The 21,454-nt window shown below is 31.0% G+C and carries 19 protein-coding genes and 1 tRNA gene; 11 read left to right on the top strand and 9 right to left on the bottom strand.

The window, feature by feature from the left end; all coding sequences use genetic code 11:
* Position 1: 1 nt before the first annotated feature.
* The 9 genes from EYD46_RS00825 to EYD46_RS00785 all read right to left on the bottom strand — a co-directional run bounded on the left by EYD46_RS00825 (position 2) and on the right by EYD46_RS00785 (position 10,007).
* The gene (locus EYD46_RS00825; protein ID WP_130935159.1) at positions 2-1,411 is read right to left on the bottom strand and encodes a Coenzyme F420 hydrogenase/dehydrogenase, beta subunit C-terminal domain; all 1,410 of its coding nucleotides are present in this window, start codon (positions 1,409-1,411) and stop codon (positions 2-4) included.
* The gene (locus EYD46_RS00820; RefSeq protein WP_130935158.1) at positions 1,408-2,952 is read right to left on the bottom strand and encodes an MATE family efflux transporter; all 1,545 of its coding nucleotides are present in this window, start codon (positions 2,950-2,952) and stop codon (positions 1,408-1,410) included. Before EYD46_RS00820 ends, EYD46_RS00825 begins: the two co-directional genes overlap by 4 nt.
* 113 nt (positions 2,953-3,065) lie before the next feature.
* Positions 3,066-4,088 (bottom strand): acyltransferase family protein, encoded by a 1,023-nt coding sequence (locus tag EYD46_RS00815; RefSeq protein ID WP_130935157.1) that lies wholly within the window; start codon positions 4,086-4,088, stop codon positions 3,066-3,068.
* Positions 4,089-4,117: 29 nt separating this feature from the next.
* Positions 4,118-4,714 (bottom strand): hypothetical protein, encoded by a 597-nt coding sequence (locus tag EYD46_RS00810; RefSeq protein WP_130935156.1) that lies wholly within the window; start codon positions 4,712-4,714, stop codon positions 4,118-4,120.
* Positions 4,715-4,846: 132 nt separating this feature from the next.
* Positions 4,847-6,196 carry an undecaprenyl-phosphate glucose phosphotransferase gene (locus EYD46_RS00805; protein WP_130935155.1) on the bottom strand — a complete coding sequence of 450 codons (1,350 nt, stop codon included), beginning with the start codon at positions 6,194-6,196 and terminating at the stop codon, positions 4,847-4,849.
* Positions 6,197-6,418: 222 nt separating this feature from the next.
* Positions 6,419-7,501, bottom strand: a complete 1,083-nt coding sequence (locus EYD46_RS00800) for a GDP-L-fucose synthase family protein (protein WP_130935154.1) — start codon at positions 7,499-7,501, stop codon at positions 6,419-6,421.
* A 59-nt stretch (positions 7,502-7,560) separates the two neighbouring features.
* The gene (gene gmd, locus EYD46_RS00795) at positions 7,561-8,688 is read right to left on the bottom strand and encodes a GDP-mannose 4,6-dehydratase (RefSeq protein ID WP_130935153.1); all 1,128 of its coding nucleotides are present in this window, start codon (positions 8,686-8,688) and stop codon (positions 7,561-7,563) included.
* A gap of 509 nt (positions 8,689-9,197) precedes the next feature.
* Positions 9,198-9,686 (bottom strand): UpxY family transcription antiterminator, encoded by a 489-nt coding sequence (locus EYD46_RS00790; protein WP_130935152.1) that lies wholly within the window; start codon positions 9,684-9,686, stop codon positions 9,198-9,200.
* Positions 9,687-9,932: 246 nt separating this feature from the next.
* Positions 9,933-10,007, bottom strand: a tRNA-Pro gene (locus EYD46_RS00785).
* 118 nt (positions 10,008-10,125) lie between these two features.
* Here EYD46_RS00785 and EYD46_RS00780 point away from each other — a divergent pair.
* From EYD46_RS00780 to EYD46_RS00730, 11 genes are all read left to right on the top strand, one after another.
* Positions 10,126-12,420 carry a TonB-dependent receptor family protein gene (locus EYD46_RS00780; RefSeq protein ID WP_229731246.1) on the top strand — a complete coding sequence of 765 codons (2,295 nt, stop codon included), beginning with the start codon at positions 10,126-10,128 and terminating at the stop codon, positions 12,418-12,420.
* 28 nt (positions 12,421-12,448) lie between these two features.
* Complete coding sequence (locus EYD46_RS00775; RefSeq protein ID WP_130935151.1) at positions 12,449-13,576, top strand: PQQ-dependent sugar dehydrogenase; 1,128 nt, start codon at positions 12,449-12,451, stop codon at positions 13,574-13,576.
* A gap of 12 nt (positions 13,577-13,588) precedes the next feature.
* A complete protein-coding gene (locus EYD46_RS00770; RefSeq protein WP_130935150.1) occupies positions 13,589-13,996 on the top strand; it encodes a c-type cytochrome in 408 nt (135 codons plus the stop codon).
* 63 nt (positions 13,997-14,059) lie between these two features.
* Positions 14,060-14,665 (top strand): uridine kinase, encoded by a 606-nt coding sequence (gene udk / locus EYD46_RS00765; RefSeq protein ID WP_130935149.1) that lies wholly within the window; start codon positions 14,060-14,062, stop codon positions 14,663-14,665.
* The gene (locus EYD46_RS00760) at positions 14,666-14,995 is read left to right on the top strand and encodes an FtsB family cell division protein (RefSeq protein ID WP_130935148.1); all 330 of its coding nucleotides are present in this window, start codon (positions 14,666-14,668) and stop codon (positions 14,993-14,995) included. It abuts the gene before it with no gap.
* Positions 14,988-16,352 carry a methylmalonyl-CoA mutase subunit beta gene (locus tag EYD46_RS00755; protein WP_130935147.1) on the top strand — a complete coding sequence of 455 codons (1,365 nt, stop codon included), beginning with the start codon at positions 14,988-14,990 and terminating at the stop codon, positions 16,350-16,352. Before EYD46_RS00760 ends, EYD46_RS00755 begins: the two co-directional genes overlap by 8 nt.
* A gap of 5 nt (positions 16,353-16,357) precedes the next feature.
* On the top strand, positions 16,358-17,038 hold the full coding sequence (locus tag EYD46_RS00750; RefSeq protein ID WP_130935146.1) for a hypothetical protein: 681 nt from the start codon (positions 16,358-16,360) through the stop codon (positions 17,036-17,038).
* Positions 17,039-17,101: 63 nt separating this feature from the next.
* On the top strand, positions 17,102-17,692 hold the full coding sequence (locus EYD46_RS00745; protein WP_165454306.1) for a hypothetical protein: 591 nt from the start codon (positions 17,102-17,104) through the stop codon (positions 17,690-17,692).
* Positions 17,692-19,812, top strand: coding sequence for a methylmalonyl-CoA mutase (gene scpA, locus EYD46_RS00740; protein WP_130935144.1), 2,121 nt, complete (start codon positions 17,692-17,694; stop codon positions 19,810-19,812). Before EYD46_RS00745 ends, scpA begins: the two co-directional genes overlap by 1 nt.
* 137 nt (positions 19,813-19,949) lie before the next feature.
* The gene (locus EYD46_RS00735; RefSeq protein WP_130935143.1) at positions 19,950-20,480 is read left to right on the top strand and encodes an RNA polymerase sigma factor; all 531 of its coding nucleotides are present in this window, start codon (positions 19,950-19,952) and stop codon (positions 20,478-20,480) included.
* A 1-nt stretch (position 20,481) separates the two neighbouring features.
* Positions 20,482-21,285 carry an anti-sigma factor gene (locus EYD46_RS00730; protein WP_130935142.1) on the top strand — a complete coding sequence of 268 codons (804 nt, stop codon included), beginning with the start codon at positions 20,482-20,484 and terminating at the stop codon, positions 21,283-21,285.
* Positions 21,286-21,454: the final 169 nt, after the last annotated feature.

Raw genomic sequence — 21,454 nt, 5'->3', positions numbered from 1 at the left:
TTTATTTTAATTTTAATTTTTTGAGCACTCTTTCGGCTTTATTCATTATTCTTTTATGGACAGGAGGTAAATTAGCTTTATAATATTTATTCATTAGAACTCCAATTTTTGATTTAAAAATTTTTAAGTCGTTTTTCATCAATGCTTCATGGAAGAAAATATGACTATCTGTAGCTAACTGTTCCCTTAAATCGTATATTTTTTGTCTTTTGGTAGGAATATTAAACTCACCTGGCTTGACTCTTTTTTTTGGAGCCCATTCGCCATTTTCCTGTCTTTTCTTTAAACGGTATGATAAGCCTTGTCTACGATGTCTAAAACCTCCAGCCTGAGAGTCTCCTGCCTCAATTTCAGTTATCTCTGTAAGTTTAACGCGGTCTTCCTTAGAAGCGTTTTCAAGAAGTGTTAATATTTTTTTGTTACGAACTATGATTAAAGATGTACCCTCAGGGTCATTTCTGTAATCTCTCAGCCAAGCATCTCCAATACTTACATCTGCCAACTCCCCAACAACATCGTCACAATAATCGCATGCTTTTGGCTTAAATAGACCAGAACCATAATCAGTACCAAAAATTTCACCAGCATTTCTATATCGTTCTACGGCATCATTATTTGACCAGACCTGATAAATTTTCTGGCTTGCTGGCCTATCTTTATACTTTCGTCTAAAATCAATACTAATTAGGTTTTCAGGATTAACACCTAATTCCCAGCCTATCATTTTAGCATGATTAGCACTTTTCATACCGCCACAAACAATACCTAAAGTAAACTTTATACGTTCTTTAAGAAGCTTATCTTCTGATGCTATTAATCGTAGTGTTTTTATAAAGCAAGGAACTCCAGTGATAGCATAACGTGCCTCTTCATTTGCTATCTTATTAATAACATCGACTAATGTGACAGGGTAATACGAAGATTTAGATCCTTTTAAAACATCTTCTGGGTCTGAAAAAAACCCATAATCAAATAATAATTCGGAGGAGTCTTTAGACTGATTAGGGATTAATTGCACAAAATAGTCTATCTCTTTATTTTTTAACAATTGATAACCAATCCATTTCGCAACACCTCCAGAACTTCCTCTTTTTCTAAAATCGTTTTCTTTTACATAACCTGCAAAATTTTTCGCAAATCTACCTATCTTATGATCAGTTTTTTTTATTTCTGGAAAAAACTCTTTAGCTAACTCTGTTTCATTTTTAGATGTATTAGAAAAGGGACAAGTATTTAATACTTTCGTAGTATTCGATGATAAATTAACAACAGAAGATTCAGCAACAAAATTCCCATACTTATCCATTTTCATTTCAAATGGCGAATCTTTCTTAGCAGCACATGCACCACAACCAATACAGTAACCGTTTTTAATTACTGTTTCATTTAAAATTTGTGATTCAGTTTTCATTTAATTAATTTATTTTTTAAGTTAAAAACACCTTGTTTGATAGTATTTTTCTCAAATTGATTTAAAACAACGGTATAAAAGAAACTCATAAAGCCAAGTGTATTGACAATTAGAATTATAATTAAACGATACCAGCTTGTATCCATAAACAAAAATGGTAAAGCAATTAATACCAAAGTTAAAATTACAGTTAAATATTCTTTAAAAATACTATCTTTTAAAAAAACTGGAATTGATAAATCACACACCTTTTTAGCATAATACAGTATGATACCAAAAGACCTAAAAATTACTTGAATAATAAATACCACATAAATAGTTGGTGGACTAAAGCCTGCTTTAAACAAAAAATAAGAGATAATAAGTGGCAGCATAGCTAGCAAAGAAAGTGAAATTTGAAAATTTCTAATTTTTCCTGTAGCGGCAATTGAAGTTGACAAAGTTATAAATTGTTGTTCTATTAAAGTTTTGACCAGTAAAAGCCTACAAAAAATGATACTAAACTCAGGTACTTCAGTTAACCATAAATTTAAAATATACGGCATTTCAACTATTGCGGGAATTGCAAATAAAGCTAATAATGCAAATGAAAACTTACTTCCTGTTATAGAGGCTCTTAACATAGCGTCTCTATTACCTGAACCCTCTTTTTTTATTATTACTGGGTTAAGTGCCTTTAACATAGTTGAAGAGAAAGCGTTTAATTGCCCATTAATTTGATTTGCAATTCCTTGTGCTGCATTGATTGTAGTTCCAAAAAAAACATTGATAACAATTCCTTGACCATATATACTTAACATTCCCACTGTACTCCCTAGTAATGACCAGCCACCAAAACCTCCCATTTCTTTAAACAATGCCTTATCGTAATATTTACGAATATTGATGATTACTTCTTCATATTTTAAGTGACAATAAATTCGCTTAATAATTAATAGTAGTATAGTTAATAAAGCCATTAATAAACCATAACTAATTAATTTATCGTTGTTGGTAAAAGTAATGTAAAAAGCTATCCCTAATTTTAGTAAAGCTTCAATAATACCCGTTACTGCAACAAACACCATATTTTCTCTTGCGTTGATAACAGCATCATAAGGCACTGATATAATAGTAAAAAAAGTGCTTACTATTAAAAATTGATAAATTAGTTTAGCCGCATAGATACGATCTAAATCAATTTTTAAAATGCCATTAAAGAAAAAACAACCAGCTATTTCAAGCAATATTACTACCGCTATTCCAATTAAAAAATGAAGTATTACGCTCACGTTAAAGATGCTTTTCTGCTTGATTTGATTACCTTCTCCATGCACGTAAGACATAAAACGTTGACTAGCACTTGCCATAGCCACATTTAAAAAGGTAAGCATTGCAATAGCTCCTCCAACGATATTAAATATTCCAAAATCTTCTGTACCTAGAGCTGCGACCACTAATCGCGTAACATAAAGTGATATAAACACTGTAATTGCCATTCGAGCATATAAAATACCAGTGTTTTTTGCTACACGATTTGCGGCATATTTTGTTTCTTGCATCTAAAAATTTTTCGAACCTTTAGTTCTTATTATGTTTGATTCTAAAATTTTAATTTAACAAATACTCCATATTAATTAAACTAAAAAAGAGATATTGTTATATAAATAGATTATCAACTAACCTTTAGGTTTAACTTGTTACCATACAATATTAAGCCTAGAATATTACTATATGATAAAACTCTGTAAATAAACATACACACTGCCGCCACAAATACTGTTAATAAACCTGTTATTACAAATAATGGAATTTGGTTTAGTTCTTCGCTAATAAATGACGTTGGGAATAAATAAGCTACATAAGTATTGGTTACATATAAAACTAAAGAATGTACGCCCCATAGACGTATATACTTATCGATAAAATTGTTAAAAGTAAACTGCCTTATTAAATTGTAAAAAACCACGATTGCTGAAATGGCACATAATAGTTTTATAATTGTGTTTTTAAATGAAGAAATACCATATTGGTAGTGCCCTACTAACAAAACGAATATTACAAGCGAAACTGAAATTCCAATTTTACTCATTAGTAACTTACTTAAAAAATCGTATTTAGCTATAATAACTCCTAAAAAATAAAATACGTAAAACAACATAAAATTCCTCATAAAACTTATAACATCAAGTTTCCAAATTGCTAAAAGAGCTAAAGCTATAATTAGTAAAAAGATTAAATCATATACAATATTTTTTTTAGTGTTAAAACGGTACGAAAGAAACAACCATAAAGAATAAAGTATTGTTATAAAAAATAAATAGTATAGGAACCAAAATCCTCCGCCATTAATTAATTCTTTAAATTTTTCTACAAAGTCAAATACTAGTGTATCAGAGAAAAAAAAGGGGTCAACAATTAATGGCCATGCGAAAAATGGTAAGAGAATAGTTCTACACTTCTTTAACACAAAAGCTCCATAATTATCAAATATTTTTGGTTTTATCACTTTGCTTGCCACATAACCACACAGAAACATAAATAAAGGCATTCTAAAGGTAGATCCATAAATCAATATTTCAGAGCTCTGACCATTTATAACATTACCCGTAATTACGTGACCCATAACTACTAATAATATGTTAATACCTCTTAATCTATCTATATATTCAATTCGCTTTTTGATAGTTTTAGACATTGCTATTTTATTGATTAAACTATTTTAATTCAATGCATATTAACATGTTCACTCTTTTTTTTGAAATGAAAAAATCCTAATAATGATTGCCCACCTGTTTTTTCTGGTTTAAACGTTAATAAATAAAACAGCCATACTATTAAACTAAGACTTAGCATTTCACCACCCTCTTCAATAATTGTTAATATTTTAGATATAAAGACATAATCACTTGTAATAGTATGAATTAAATCTAAAAAAACGCCAAAAAACAAAAAGACACCTAAAAACTTAAATATTGATAATAATAATTTTTTATTATTAGCTGATGTAAATTTAAACTGTGTTATAAAGACTATGGAAAATATAATTAAAGTGATAAGTAAATATATTATTTGACCAAATACGGGGTATACTTTTCTTTTAAAAGTCATTTTTAAATTAATCCATTCGACAAAATATCTGCCCACTATTTGGTGGAGTTGTGTCACATCATCGATTAATAAAAACAAAAACAAGAGTATAAATGTAAAATATAACTGGTTTTTTTTTACTGATAAAAGATATAAAGCAAAACATATTATGCCTAAATATTTTAAATATTGAAAAAACTCTGGAGCATTTGGTGATATAGCATCTAGCCTCAAAATATCATAATTTAAGCTATAGTAAGTTATAAAAACCGAATGTAATAGAATGAAAATCAAGTCTAAAACAAAAAGGATTTTTAAAAACATATATGCACTCGCTTATTATGAGGATATTTAATTTATGAAAATCTAATACGCTTTTTCTTCTCCTTTAAAAATATTATAAACAGTTAAGTATATGATAAACATATCTAAACGTAATGACCATTTCTCCATATAAAAAATATCAAATCGTACTCTATTCACAATATCTGACATTTTTAAAATTTCTCCTCTATATCCTTTTACTTGAGCCAAACCTGTTATTCCCGGCTTCAAGAAATGCCTAACAAGGTATTTATCAACATATTCTTGATATTGCTCTGTGTGCAATTGCATGTGCGGACGAGGTCCAACAACGCTCATATCCCCCTTTAACACATTGAAAAACTGTGGCAACTCATCTATGCTAGTTTTTCTTAAAATTTTTCCTAAACGCGTAACCCGCATATCATTTTTACTAGCCATTTTAGTATCACTTTCCTTACTTTCTGTCATAGATCTAAACTTATAACATAAAAAAGAATTTTTATTTACTCCATTTCGTTTTTGTTTAAAAAATAAAGGTCCTTTAGAGTCTAGTTTCTGTAAAATATAAACCAATGGAGTAAGCCATGATAGGATAAATAAAATAACAAAACTCGAAAATACGATATCAAAACTACGCTTAACCAGATTAGCATATTCCAATTCTAATTGAGAGGCTCTCAAATTCAACACAGGAACAGCTCCATAAAGTTCTATAGACATTGCTCTGGAAAAGAACTCTTTATTGTCTGGGATAATCCTGATGCGCTTAAAGCTATTATCTGCTATCGACATTAAACTTTTTATTTCATTTTTTGAAAGTCTGGAAGCAATGCAAAACACTTCTTGTATATCATTTTCAAAAATATATTCAAAACAATTTTCTATAGCGCCTAGGTAAGTTGGACTTTTAGACTTTTTATTATCAAAGAAACCTACATATTCATAATTATGCTCACTGCTATCAAAAATCTGTCTTACTTTTTTTAAGTTTTTATCCCACCCAACAACTACAACCTTTGATTTTTTAAAAGCCTTAGATCTATACTGAGTTCTTGCCCATCTAAATACTAAACGAAAAAGGACAAATTGTACACATAAAAAAGCATACACACCCGTTAAGTAAAATGAACTATATGCCTTTTGTCCAAAAAATATAAATGAGGTAAAAAATACTAATCCGAATAAAACAAATAAACGCAGAAAGTTTGCTGTTCTTATTCTAAAATTATTACGTCTTGAATTAGAGTAAAATTTTATTGAATGCGTAATAATCAACCACACCAGATTGTAGTAAATTACACCAAAAACAGTTTCACAATATGTTACTGGTGTTAAAAAAAATAAGGTTGTATTTATCGCAACTAAATGAAATATCAACGAAAGAGGAACACCAAAATAAGACTTTTTCATTTTTACAATTTTAAGATAGCTTAATCAACCAAATTATCATTAGCTAAGCATGATGATTTTGGTAGAGATTAAATAGATAATGCTTCAAAATTTAAGTCTAAAAGACTTATTAATTATGCAGGAGATTTTATTTTTTGCACTAAACTTAATTTTGCTATTAACCAATAGTTTTGATTTTTTTGTAACAGAATAAATTTCTGACGAAGATGTATGGACCCAATATTAATTAGAATACCAACTATACAATTTATTTATCCCTTCTTCTAACTCTATTTTATGTTTCCAACCCAAATTATGTAGCTTTGTTGGGTCTGTTAGCTTTTTCATTGTACCATCTGGTTTTTCAGAATTAAAGTACAAAGTCCCTTCAAAACCAATACTATTTTTAATTATTTCTGCTAATTCTTTTACAGAAATATCAATTCCGGTTCCTATGTTGATATGAGTATTCCTAATTTCCTTATCACTAGCATCTAAACAATCTTTAAAATCTCGATTTTCCATTAGAAAAACACATGCATCTGCCATATCTTCAGACCACAGGAATTCGCGCATAGGATTACCTGTACCCCAAATCTCTATACTTACATTACCTTCTTTTTTTTGAACACCGTATTTATCAAGAATTTCTACTATCGCTTCTTGATCATTATTACCATTTACCCCTTCTATTGGTAATTTATTTACATCTTCCCTAATAACATCCCAATCGTCCTCTTCCAAAGCCTTACCTAAATGCATCTTACGGATAAGAGCTGGAAGAACATGAGATTTTTCCAAATCAAAATTATCATTAGGACCGTATAAATTAGTAGGCATTACTGAAATGAAATTGGTACCATACTGTATGTTATAGCTCTCACACATCTTTATACCTGCAATCTTTGCAATTGCATAAGGTTCATTTGTATATTCTAAAACATCTGTTAAGAGACTATTTTCATTCATCGGTTGAGGACAGTTTTTTGGATATATACAAGTACTTCCAAGAAACAATAACTTCTTAACGTTGTTTTTATAGCTATAATGAATCACATTATTCTGAATCATCAAATTCTCATAAATAAAATCTGCCCTGTACACATTGTTTGCAACAATACCTCCAACTTTAGCCGCTGCTAGAATTACATAATCTGGTTTTTGTATTTCAAAAAATTCTTTTACTGCAATAGCATTACATAAATCAAGTTCTTGACGTGTACAAGTTATGATATTATCATAGCCTTTAGTTTTTAGGTTTTTAACAATAGCACTACCCACTAATCCTCTGTGGCCAGCGACAAATATCTTATCGTTTTTTTTCATAGATTAAAATTGATAGGGGATTTTTAAATATGGTGTAGTTTTATAAAATAAGACCACTTTTATTCAGCTTGCTTTAATATCTCGTGTCCCGCTTTTAACAAATCAACATCTTTCTTCATTAGCTTTACATCAGACTCCATCATATCTTTAACTAATGCTTCTAAGTCATACTCTGGAATCCAACCAAGTTTTTCCTTTGCCTTAGTAGGATCTCCAATTAATAAATCTACTTCCGTTGGACGAAAATAAGTAGGGTCTACAGATAAGACTTCTTTACCTATTTCTAATTGAAACTCTTTGTTTTTACACGCAACAACATAAGCTTTCTCATTTACACCCTCGCCTTTAAACTCTAATTCAATTCCTACTTCGCTAAATGCCATCCTTACAAAATCTCTCACGGTTGTAGTAACACCAGTAGCTATAACCCAATCCTCTGCTTTTTCTGCCTGTAAAATCATCCACATCATTCTAACATAATCTTTGGCATGACCCCAGTCACGTTTTGCTTCTAAATTCCCTAAGTAAACTTTTTCTTGCAATCCTAACGCTATTTTTGCAACTGCCCTAGTAATTTTCCTAGTTACAAAGGTCTCTCCACGACGTGGAGATTCGTGATTAAATAAAATACCGTTGCAAGCATACAAATCATATGCTTCACGATAATTTTTAGTAATCCAAAAACCATATATCTTAGCTACACCATAAGGAGATCTAGGATAAAATGGTGTGTTTTCATCATAAAAGCCTCTCTCATTTTTATTATCTGTCATCCCACCATACAACTCTGATGTGGAAGCTTGATAAATTCTGGTTTTCTTTTCTAATCCTAGAATTCTTACTGCTTCTAAAATTCTCAAAGTACCCAAACCATCAACATTACCCACATATTCTGGACACTCGAAAGATACTTTAACGTGAGACATTGCTCCCAAGTTGTATATCTCGTCAGGTTGACACTCTTGTATGATTCTAGTAAGATTCATGGAATCTGTAAGATCTCCATAATGTAATTTTAATCTTAGGTTAGGATCATGAGGATCTTGATAAAGATGATCAATTCTATCAGTATTAAAAAGTGACGCTCTTCGTTTTATACCATGCACCATGTAACCTTTTTCTAATAATAGTTCAGCTAAATAAGAGCCGTCTTGACCTGTTATTCCAGTGATTAATGCTACTTTCATAATTTTGTTGATTTTAGTATTTAAGATGTAAAATTGTGTTTAAAAAAACTGACAAAATAATTAGCTCCTAAAAAGATTGCTAAATATTTATCATTAAAAAAACTATTTCTTACAGGGATTTTTTGTGTATTTTCTAATATTAAGTAAAATTAGAACACCGCTCCGCGACATAAATCACATTTGTGATATTTATGAATGTTTATACAGTGTAAAATTATAAATGCCATTGGCTCTTGCAAAACATAAGTAATATAATTTTAAAAAATTATGGTTTTAATTTTTATGACTAATGAATATGATACATTTCTATTTATGTACTAGATTTTTTAACATATCCGCAATTTAAAAATTAACCTAATTTAAGCCCCAAATATCGATTCTCGATTAAAGTTTTATTTATCCGATAAGTAACAAATCCACTTAATTTAACTAGGAATTGCTAATTCATTTTAATGAAAATCTCATAGCGATATAAATATCTGTATCTAGATATCTGTTAATTACAAGTTTTAAGATACTTGCTTTATCTTCATGTTTATTACTAAACCAACATCTTCCAATATAAGTCGTACTCTATTTTTACCAACTTCTTTTACTATTGCTCGCTTACCCCCTATTACTCCTAATACATTATTATTAATTGACACCCTATCTCCAGGTGTTAATTGTGATAATTTATATTCTTCTACACTATCTTTGGCTACCCATTCTTTTATTGCATCAATCTCTTCATCTCTTACAATAGCTGGTTTTCCTAGCCAAAATAAATATCTTACAATACCAGGAAAATCAAAAACTAGTTGTCTTTCTTTATCTGGTAAACAAACAAACACATAAGATTTAAATAAAGGAACCTTAACTACTTTTTTACGATCGCTCCAAATTTTTATTTCCTCTATTACTGGACAATATACCTGAATTCCATTTTTAGATAACCTATCTGCTACCTTTATTTCACTTTGAGGTTTTACATAAAGAACATACCAATTTTTAGGCATATATATAATAGATTTAGAGTTAAAACAAAAGTATAGCGTTTACTGTAAAACACAAAATAAAACTGTAGTCTTGTTGCATGCTGACATACCTATTTATATACAAATTTGATAAAACACGCACTATTGAATGATTTGCATATTAAAATCATACAACACAAGTATATTAGCTTTGCTTCTAGTAAACACGCTATTAATGAAGTGACACAACAAAATTAATTTGCTGGTCTATTTCAGGAGAGAATTTTGTCGGGGTGGCAGGATTCGAACCTGCGACCTCCGCGTCCCAAACGCGGCGCGATAACCGGGCTACGCTACACCCCGATACAGCTATCTAAGCGGGTGCAAATATACTTATTTTAGTTAGTTTTGAAATGATTTTTTAAGAAAATTTTAGTTTTTTAAACTTTTTCAATTTTCACAAAACATCTACTTTACACAAGTGAAAAAAAAACTATTCCTTTCTTTCCTTTTTATAATTGTTTTTAAGCAATTTCATTACGCTCAAGACTTAGGCCAGAATACAATAATTGATAATGAAAATGAAAACTTATTATCAGATATTAGTATTATGAATATTGAAAGCGATTCAACTTTTATAAGTAATAACGGCTACTTCAAAATAGAAACATCTGGTGTTTATAAGTTTAGTAAAGATGGTTATATATCTAAAAGAATTAAGCTTAACTTAAAAAAAACATATACAATAATACTTCAAAAAGTACCAGATTTATTGAATGAGATTGTCATAAATGCCAATCACTTACCCACCAAATTAAAATCTTCTACAACAAGTACAGCCCTTGTTACAACTAAAGCTATAGAGAGAAGCAACAATATTAATGTTAATGAAGCACTTAATAGAGTTTCTGGAATATTTATGCAAACTGGCGCACTCAACACAAACCGTATTACTATAAGAGGAGTAGGATCTAGGAATCTATTTGGAACATCTAAAATTAGAGCTTATTTCAAGGACATCCCTTTAACTAATGGTAGTGGAGAAACAAGTTTAGAAGATTTTGAGTTAGGAGCGATTTCAAGAATGGAAATTACTAAAGGTGCTACCTCAAGCATTTACGGTTCAGGCTTAGGAGGTGTTATGCAACTTATTCCTAAATCGGCAAGTCTAAATGATTTTAGTATTGTAAATGAAACCACTATTGGCTCTTTTGGATTGTTTAAAAACTTATCTCAGTTTAATTATGGAGATTCAAAGCATAATTTAAAGCTAGTGTATAGCCATACAAATAGTGATGGGTATAGAGACAATAATAACTACAAAAGAAATAGCTTAACACTAAATACTACATACAAAATTAATAAGAAAAATGAGCTTTCTATATTTGGTGCGTTTTCAGGTTTAAAAGCTTTTATCCCAAGCTCTTTAAGTGAAACCAATTTTAGAAATAACCCAAAGGCAGCTGCTTTTACTTGGGCTGCATCTAAAGGGTTTGAAGACACAAAACGTAATATATTAGGTGTATCGTTTCAACATAAGTTTAATATTAAACTTAAACAAACTACTAGTATATTTACATCTTACAGAGACTCTTATGAGCCAAGACCTTTTAATATTTTAGACGAATCTGTTTTTGGTTACGGCGTAAGACATCGCTATATTGGTAATTTCAATATCAATGATAAAGTCGTTAAATGGACTTCTGGAATTGAATTTTTCAAAGATAATTACAAATACAAAACCCTTGAGAACCTGTATCAAGATTTTCCTGAGGCAAATGGCAGTGTTCAGGGTAATACCTTATCAAATTTTAAAGAAGAAAGACAATACTACAATCTCTTTTTCGAAGGCAGATATGATATTTCTCAAAACACTGATGTCGTATTGGGCATCAATTATAATAAAACACAATATAATTTAGAAGATAAATTTCCAGTATCAACTAACAACCCAAATCAATCTGGAAGCTTTACTTTTAAGGGAATACTTTCTCCTAAACTAGGTATGTTATATCGTTTAAATACAACCTCTAATATTTATGCAAATATTAGTCATGGATTCTCGCCTCTTTCACTACAAGAAACACTTTTACCAAACGGCCAAATTAACAATAATTTAAATCCCGAAACAGGTTGGAATTTTGAGTTAGGAATGAAAGGATCAACTCTTGAAAAGTGTTTTGAATACAATATTTCTGTTTACCGTTTAGCTATTAAAAATCTTTTGGTAGCCAGACGTACTGCTGAAGATGAATTTATAGGTGTAAATGCTGGAAAAACGCACCATGATGGCTTGGAGGCTGATATAAATTACAACTTTGTTAATACTGCAAAAACACAACTTTCAATATTTAGTAGTTGTACGTTAAACCTATATAAGTTTAAAAGTTTTATAGATGATAATAATGATTTTTCTGGAAATGATTTAACAGGTGTACCATCTCACATTTTAAACTTAGGGCTAGATTTCAACACTTCATCTGGACTTTATGGCAACATTAACATTCAAAATGTTGGAGAAATGCCAATCACAGATAGTAATACAATTTACAGCGAAGCTTATACAATTTCCAACTTTAAAATAGGGTATAAAAAAATACTTATCCCACAATTAACGATACATACATATTTTGGTATCAACAACATATTTGATACTACCTATGCATCTCAACTATTAATTAACGCTAGAAGTTTTGGAGGTAATGCCCCTCGCTATTTTTACCCTGGAAATCCTGTAAACTATTACACTGCTCTAGCTTTAAATTATTCGTTTTAATGTATATTTACTCTATAAATCAATGAAAATGAAACAGTTTACCTTATTCTTAGCTATTACTTTAACATGTTTATTCTCATGCGCTCAACAAACCCCTTCTAAAGTTTTAGCAAAAACACCAATAAGGGTCAACTATATTACTAAAGTTGTTGTTCCTGAATTAAATATACCATGGGGTATGGCATTTTTGCCTGATACGAGTATACTAATCACAGAAAAAACAGGCGAATTAATTCATTTTAAAAATGGTAATAAAACAACTATAGAAGGATTACCAGAAGTATACGTTAGAGGACAAGGTGGCTTAATGGATATTAAACTTCATCCTGATTATAAAAATAATGGTTGGATTTATTTTTCCTATGCGTCTTCTGAAGGTGATGGAGATGGTGGACATACTGCCATTATCAGAGCAAAATTAAACGAAAATACACTTTCTAATATTGAACATCTATACAAAGGAGCACCTAATACTAAAAAAGGGCAGCACTGGGGGTCTCGAATAGAATTTGATAAAAATGGATATTTATACTTCTCTATTGGAGATCGAGGAAATCGTGATGTGAATCCCCAAGATATTACCAAAGATGGTGGTAAAATTTACAGATTACATGATGATGGCTCTATACCTAAAGACAACCCTTTTGTAGATAAAACTGATGCTAAAAGTGCTATTTTTAGTTACGGACACAGAAACCCTCAGGGTATGGTAATGCATCCAGAAACTGGTAAAATTTGGGTAAATGAGCATGGCCCTAAAGGCGGAGACGAAATAAATATAGTTGAAAAAGGAAATAATTATGGCTGGCCAGTAATATCTTATGGTATTAATTACAGTGGAACACAATTCACTGAAATCACTGAAAAAGAAGGGATGGAACAACCTTTATTTTATTGGACACCTTCTATAGCTCCTAGCGGAATGGCATTTGTTAGTTCAAATAAATATCCCGATTGGAAAGGTAGTGTTTTAGTTGGTTCTCTTAAGTTTGAGTATTTAGAACGTTTAGTAATAAAGAATAATAAAGTTGTTAAACGAGAAAAGTTATTTGAAGGCTTAGGCAGATTTAGAAATATAAAACAAGCACCTGATGGCTATTTATATGCTGGTGTTGAAGGTATAGGTATCGTAAAAATTATTCCCGACTCATTTTAAAACATTAACGACATGAAGCTATTTTTATTTATAGTATTAGCAGGTACAACAATATTTGGTTTTACAACAATATCACAACAAGACAAACTACAAGAAAGCATCACAAGAGGACAAGAAATATATACTGATTTTTGTATAAACTGCCACATGGCAAGTGGAGAAGGTGTAGAGAAAACATACCCACCGTTAGCAAAATCAGACTATCTAAAAAATAATAGAGAAGCTAGTATTCGAGGCATTAAATATGGACAAAAAGGAGAAATAACTGTAAATGGCGTTGTTTACAATGGCTACATGGCTCCTATGGGTTTAGATGACGAAGAAGTAGCAGATGTAATGAACTTTATAAATAATAGTTGGGAAAATTCTAATACTAAAATTGTAACCAAAGAAGAGGTTACCGCTGTAAAAAAACAATAGGAATCCCAATCTTATAATTTTACATTTACTAACTTTGTTTATTGCCTAAAATCTTAAGATTATATGTTAGTAATAGGAATTGCAGGAGGCACAGGGTGTGGTAAAACTACAGTTGTGAATCAATTACTTAAAGAACTTCCTGAAGGAGAAGTTGGTGTTATTTCTCAAGATTCTTATTACAAAGACACATCTCATTTAAGTTACGATGAACGTGTTAAAATAAATTTTGACCACCCCAGAAGTATAGATTTTGACTTATTAGTACAACATTTAAAAGCTTTAAAAAATAACGAACCTATACATCAACCTATATATTCGTTTGTTAAGCATAATAGAACTGGAGACACCATAGTAACGCATCCAAGAAAAGTGATGATTATTGAAGGTATTTTAATCCTTACTAATCCACAACTTAGAGATATGTTTGATATTAAGATATTTGTGCATGCAGATAGTGATGAGCGTTTAATACGACGTCTAAAACGGGATATTTCTGAGCGTGGCAGAGATTTAGATGAAGTTTTAACACGATACAAAACCACATTAAAACCCATGCACGATCAGTTTATAGAACCTATGAAAGAATATGCAGATATTATAATACCTAACAATCATTATAATACAGTTGCTATAGATATCGTTCGTACTATTATTAATGAAAAATTATAAATGAAAAAAATCAATACCAATAACAAATATTTAAAACCTTTCAAGAATATTTACATTCTTGTTTTAGTAGTTTTTGTGGTTTGGATGATTTTTTTTGATAGTAATTCTTGGTTTATTCATAATGAATTGAATACTGAAATTAATGATTTAGAAGCTGAAAAAGAATATTACCAAAAAGGAAAAGAAAAAGACGATAAAGAGTTTAAAAAATTAAGCTCCAAACAAGGTTTAGAAAAGTTTGCGCGTGAAGAGTACTATATGAAACGTGAAAACGAGGAAATTTTTATTATTGAATACGAAGATAGTTTAAAAACAAAGGATAATGAGTGATTCGTTATTTAATGAATTTGAACCAGTTTCCATGAAACAATGGAAACAAAAAATACAAGTTGATCTAAAAGGAGCAGATTATAATGATACTCTTGTTTGGACCAGTAACGAAGGTATTCAAGTAAAGCCATTTTACCATTCAGAAGATATTGCTATAGCTCCTAAAAACTTCACAACTTCTCCGGGTAAGTTTAAAATATGTGAAACTATAATTGTTAAAGACGCTAAGTTAGCTAATCAGTTAGCGCTCTCAGCTATTGCAAATGGTGCAGAATCAATAAAATTTGTATTGCCGCCAGAAACTATTTCTGCAAAAACGTTATTAAGCAATATAAATCTAGACGAAATCCCAGTTTACATTAAGTTACAGCTTTCATCTATAGATATTGTTAAACATTTTTCCTCAATAACTCCAAAAGCAGGTATTTTTATTCAGCATGATATTATCGGAAATTTGGCCAAAACAGGAAATTGGTTTTCAAACTTAAAAGAAGACTTTTTAAACTTTGAAAATGGATTAAAACATTCAAATACGATATCGGTCGACGGAGGTTTATATCAAAATTCTGGCGCCAATATAGTACAACAACTAGCCTACACTCTGGCCCATGTAAACGAGTATTTTAATTATATTGAAAACAACTCATCAAGTACATCAATATGCAATGTTATTTTTAATGTAGCTATAGGCTCAAATTATTTTTTTGAAATTGCAAAATTAAGAGCATTGCGTTTACTTTTTAATACGCTTCAAAAAGAATATGTGCAGGATTACAAATGCTCCATTTTTGCTACTCCATCCAAACGAAATAAAGCTATTTATGATTATAACACCAATATGCTTCGTACAACCACAGAATGTATGAGTGCCATTTTAGGAGGAGCAGATACTATTAGTAATTTACCCTATGATGTATTATTCCATAAAAACAATACATTCGGATCTAGAATAGCTAGAAATCAATTATTAATTTTAAAGCATGAAAGTTATTTTGATGTAGTAAACAATGCCTCTGATGGTAGTTATTACATTGAATCGATAACCCAGCAATTAACAGAAAAGTCACTTCAACTATTCAAAAACATTGAAGCAAATGGTGGCCTTTTAAAACAACTTAAACATGGCACTATTCAACGTAAAATAAAAGAAAGTGCTACGAAAGAGCAACAACAATTTGATGCAGGTAGTGAAATTATTCTTGGTAGTAACGCACATCCAAACCCAAATGATAAAATGAAAGATGATTTAGATATCTCTCCTTTCCCAAAAATAAAAAAAAGAAAAACTTTAATAACACCAATAATAAAAAAACGTTTAACCGAAAGTTTAGAACAAGAACGATTAAAAAAAGAGTAAGTATTATGAAATTAAAATTTATTACATGTTTAGCAATCATCACTTTGTTTAGTTGTAAAAAAGGAGAAAAACAGAAAACCTTGGATGAATATAAATTCTCAGAAAAAGGTATCGTATTAAACTGTGATCAATTCGATTTAAAACTATTAAACGAGGCACTTTTTTCTTTTGAAGATGATATCTTAAAAAAGTATGGTAAAACAGGGCAAACCGGAAACCCTAACCTTACTCGAGCTTATTCGCAGTTTATAAGAAATGCCATGTATGGTCGTATAAAATATACTGAGGTTGTATCTCCACATTCAGTTAAGGTTTTCGAAGTTTTAAAGTCACGATCAGAATTATGGGACTCAACCCATCCAGATACTAAATTAAATTACAGTAGTTCGGTTATGGAATGTATCTCTAAAAACATGACAGATAAAAGCTTAAAAACTACTTTTAATGCCTTAATTGAGACCAATAGTATGAGTCCTAAACTATACGGCCCAGCTCTACAATCTAACTATGGTGTAGCAATTCGCGATAAATATTTATCAGCCTACGTAGCTTTAGAGTTTTTCTATGGTAAATTATTTGATGTGGATTTATCTCAAATTTCTGAAACACCAGAACCTAAGGTAGATTTTAATAAAATCCCACAACCAACAACTCAAAACGATCCGCATGCAGGACATAATCATTAAGCGTTATTTTTGATGTATAAAAAATTACTATCATACCTGTTCATTCTTTTGTATTCATTAACATTGGCTTCGTGTCTTAATGGAACCAGTGGTATTGAAAACTGGATTGAAATTAAAAATTCTGAAGATATTTCTGGAAAATATCATTCACTAAGCGATGATGGTATAAAAGTATATTTACCTAATACATTTAAAAAATATAACACAAACAAATACCTACAGCTTTTAGATTCAATATCTTCTAAAAAAGATTATGAATTCGAATCTAAAGTTGTAGAAACGTTAAGAGATCTTGAAGGTAATTTTTATATCTATTTTGACGACACTTATGGCATTACCTATACCATAAACACCTTACCCTATTTCCCGTTTTCTAAAAGGGATGCCTCCCTACTATTAGGGATAATTAGGTTGAATAACGAAAAGGTATCTGAAACCCAAAACATAGACTTTACCAAACTTACTGCCAAATACAGTGGCAATAAAAAACAGCAAATTTTTAAAGCTATATACAGAGTAGATTATCCTGAAAAGGGTTCGTCATTATTTAACACTTCTTATATTATATCGTCAAATCGTAAAACCGTAATGATTAAGCTTTCTAGCATTTACGATATAGACTTTAATCCTTACATTAAAAAAATGGTGTTGTAATGTCTAGGAAATCTTTACAACATATAAAGATTCAAAGTGAATACAGAAATCAAAACTCTGATATAAAAACTCATGACACCGCAGAAGGTATCAGTATAAAATCTCTATATTCTAAAGAGGATTTAAAACATATAAGACACCTAAATTTCGCAGCTGGAATACCTCCATACTTGAGAGGTCCATATAGCACGATGTATGTAAGACGTCCTTGGACTATTCGTCAATATGCAGGTTACAGTACAGCCGAAGAAAGTAATGCGTTTTATAGAAGAAATTTGGTTGCTGGACAAAAAGGGCTATCTGTAGCTTTTGATTTGGCAACGCATAGAGGGTATGATTCAGACCATGAACGTGTGGTTGGAGATGTGGGAAAAGCTGGTGTAGCCATTGATTCGGTTGAAGACATGAAAATCCTGTTTAATCACATTCCTCTTGATAAAATGTCGGTCTCCATGACTATGAATGGTGCTGTACTTCCCGTCATGGCGTTTTACATTGTCGCAGCCGAAGAACAGGGTGTAAAACTAGAATTACTTTCGGGCACTATTCAAAACGATATTTTAAAGGAATTTATGGTGCGTAATACCTACATCTATCCGCCCAAACCTTCCATGAAAATTATCTCTGATATTTTTGAGTTTACTAGTAAACACATGCCTAAGTTCAACAGTATTAGTATTTCTGGTTACCACATGCAAGAAGCTGGTGCTACTTGTGATATAGAACTCGCTTATACATTGGCAGATGGTTTAGAATATCTAAAAACAGGCTTAGAGACTGGGATGGATATTGACACCTTTGCGCCTCGGCTTTCTTTCTTTTGGGCTATTGGTATGAATCATTTTATGGAAATTGCTAAAATGCGAGCCGCTAGAATGCTTTGGGCAAAAATTGTTAAACAATTTAATCCTAAAAATCCAAAATCTTTAGCATTACGCACACATTGCCAAACTTCAGGTTGGAGCTTAACAGAGCAAGATCCGTTTAATAATGTTGCTAGAACTACCATTGAAGCTACTGCTGCAGTTTTTGGCGGTACACAAAGTTTGCATACCAATGCTTTAGATGAAGCTATCGCATTACCAACTGATTTTTCTGCTCGTATTGCTAGAAACACACAATTATATATACAAAAAGAGACTAAAATAACTAAAACAGTAGATCCTTGGGCAGGCAGCTACTATGTTGAAAAGTTAACTCATGATATAGCAAAAAAAGCATGGAAACTCATTGAAGAAATTGAAGATCTAGGAGGCATGACCAAAGCTATTGAAGCCGGCATACCTAAAATTAGAATTGAAGAAGCGGCAGCAAGAAAACAGGCAAAGATAGATTCTGGACAAGATATTATTGTTGGCGTAAATAAATATCAACTAGAAAAAGAGGATCCTATTTCTACTCTAGAGGTGGATAATCAAACGGTAAGAGACGCTCAAATTGAACGCTTAAATCGTATTAAGGCTACTCGAAACTCTGATGAAGTTAAGTCTGTATTATCTAAATTAACAGTAGCTGCTAAATCAGGACAAGAAAATTTATTAGCTTTAGCTATTGAAGCTGCGAAAAAACGTGCTACTTTAGGTGAGATAAGTGATGCACTAGAAGCAGAATTTGGAAGACATAAAGCACAAATAAAATCATTCTCGGGCGTGTACAGTAAAGCTATAGAAAACGATGACACTTTTAAAAAAGCACAACAACTAGCTGATGTTTTTGCAGAACAAGAAGGTAGAAGACCTCGAATAATGATTGCAAAAATGGGACAAGACGGTCATGATCGTGGTGCAAAAGTTGTAGCTACAAGTTATGCTGATATTGGTTTTGATGTAGATATTGGCCCTTTATTTCAAACACCTGAAGAAGCAGCGAAACAAGCCGTTGAAAATGACGTACATATTCTTGGCGTATCTTCACAAGCTGCAGGACACAAAACACTTGTACCACAGGTAATTGAAGCATTAAAAAATTACGGACGCGATGATATTATGGTAATTGTTGGTGGCGTAATACCAAAGCAAGATTATCAATTTCTATTTGATGCTGGAGCCTTAGCCGTTTTTGGTCCTGGCACAAAAATTAGTGACGCTGCTATTCAAATTTTAAAAATTTTAATCGACTAATAGATCTTAAAACAGATTGCTTAGCTCATTTCAATAAATCTACCCCAATTACTATTATATTTTCACTTGATAAAGTTTGAGTTTTATGAATAGTTTAATCAATTATTTAGTATTTTTCAATAAATTTTTAGCTGTGAATGGATTTAGATAGTTTGATAGAAAAATTCAAAAGAAAAGACGAAAAGGCGTTTGAGACATTATACAACATGTATAGTGATAGTATGCATGGTGTTATTTACAATATTGTTAGGGATAATGCTATAGCAGAAGAAGTTATGCAAGATGTTTTTATCAAAGCATGGCATAAATCAGACAGCTATGCTCCAAAAAAAGGGCGTTTTTTTACTTGGCTTTTAAATATTGCTAGAAATGCAGCTATAGATAAAACCAGATCTAAAGCATACAAAACTTCAAAGCAAAACCTCGATGCCACTTTTTTCGTAGATATATTACAAACTAGTGAAAATTTAGATAGAAAAACTGATGCCATTGGGATAGCAAAGTTTGTAACAAAACTTGCCGAAAAATGTAAAGAAGTTATAGAACTGCTATACTTTAAAGGCTATACGCAGAGTGAGGCATCAGAAGCTCTTGATATGCCCATAGGCACAATTAAAACAAGAAATAGAAACTGTATTCAAGAACTTAGAAACATGGTTTTGAATTAAAATGGATATTAACGCATACATAGCATCAGGGATTTTAGAGCTTTATGTAGCTGGTACGCTTTCTGAAAAAGAAAATGAAGAAGTCTATACGCTTATGCAAAAACATCCTGAAATCTTACAAGAAGTTCTGGAAATTGAATCTGCTGTAGTAAAATTAACAGCATCTGTATCACAAAGTTCAAATACTCATATATTAAAAGAGGTACAAGAAAAACTCAATCTTAATACTGGAACATCTAAAGTTATCCCAATTAACAAAACTAAATACAACTGGGTAACTTATACTGGTTGGGCAGCATCCATAATTTTAGGTGTTGGCTTATTATGGACCACACAACAAAATAATCAATTAAAATCTGACATTAAAATATCAGAAACCCAACAATCAATTTTAGAACAACATATAGAAAATTCTAAAAATAGTTTAGCTGAAGCAAATACACTTATTTCTGTATTGCGTGATGATAACATTCTGCAAGTTCCTTTAGCTGGACAAGGTAATTTCTCCAATACTTTTGCAAAAGTCTATTGGGATAAAGCTTCCCAACGTATATTTTTAGATGCACAAGGTTTACCCGCACCTCCTGAAGGGAAGGTATATCAAGTTTGGTCATTAAAATTAAGTCCGCTAACACCAACTAGTTTAGGTATTATCGATGATTTTATGACAGACACCAATAAAATTTTCGAAATAGATAATGCCAATGAAAGTGAAGCTTTTGGTATTACACTTGAGCCTAAAGGTGGAAGTGACTCCCCTACAATGGAACAGTTGTACACATTGGGTGTAGTTGAAACTGGTTGATAATATCTAGAAAACCAAATAAAGAAATATCAAAAAAAACCACCCAATTCATTTCTGAAGTTGAGTGGCTTTCATCAAACAAAAAAACTAAAAATCAATCTTCTTAAGATTGTACCTAGCACAATCAATTTTCCCTCAAAAATCAATTTGTTTTAGTTTTCTCCATACA

It is taken from the genome of Hyunsoonleella pacifica (assembly GCF_004310335.1).
GTDB classification, from domain to species: Bacteria; Bacteroidota; Bacteroidia; order Flavobacteriales; family Flavobacteriaceae; genus Jejuia; species Jejuia pacifica.
The sequence above is the reverse complement of the archived record's forward strand: the minus strand, read 5'-3'. Positions and strand labels throughout refer to the sequence as shown.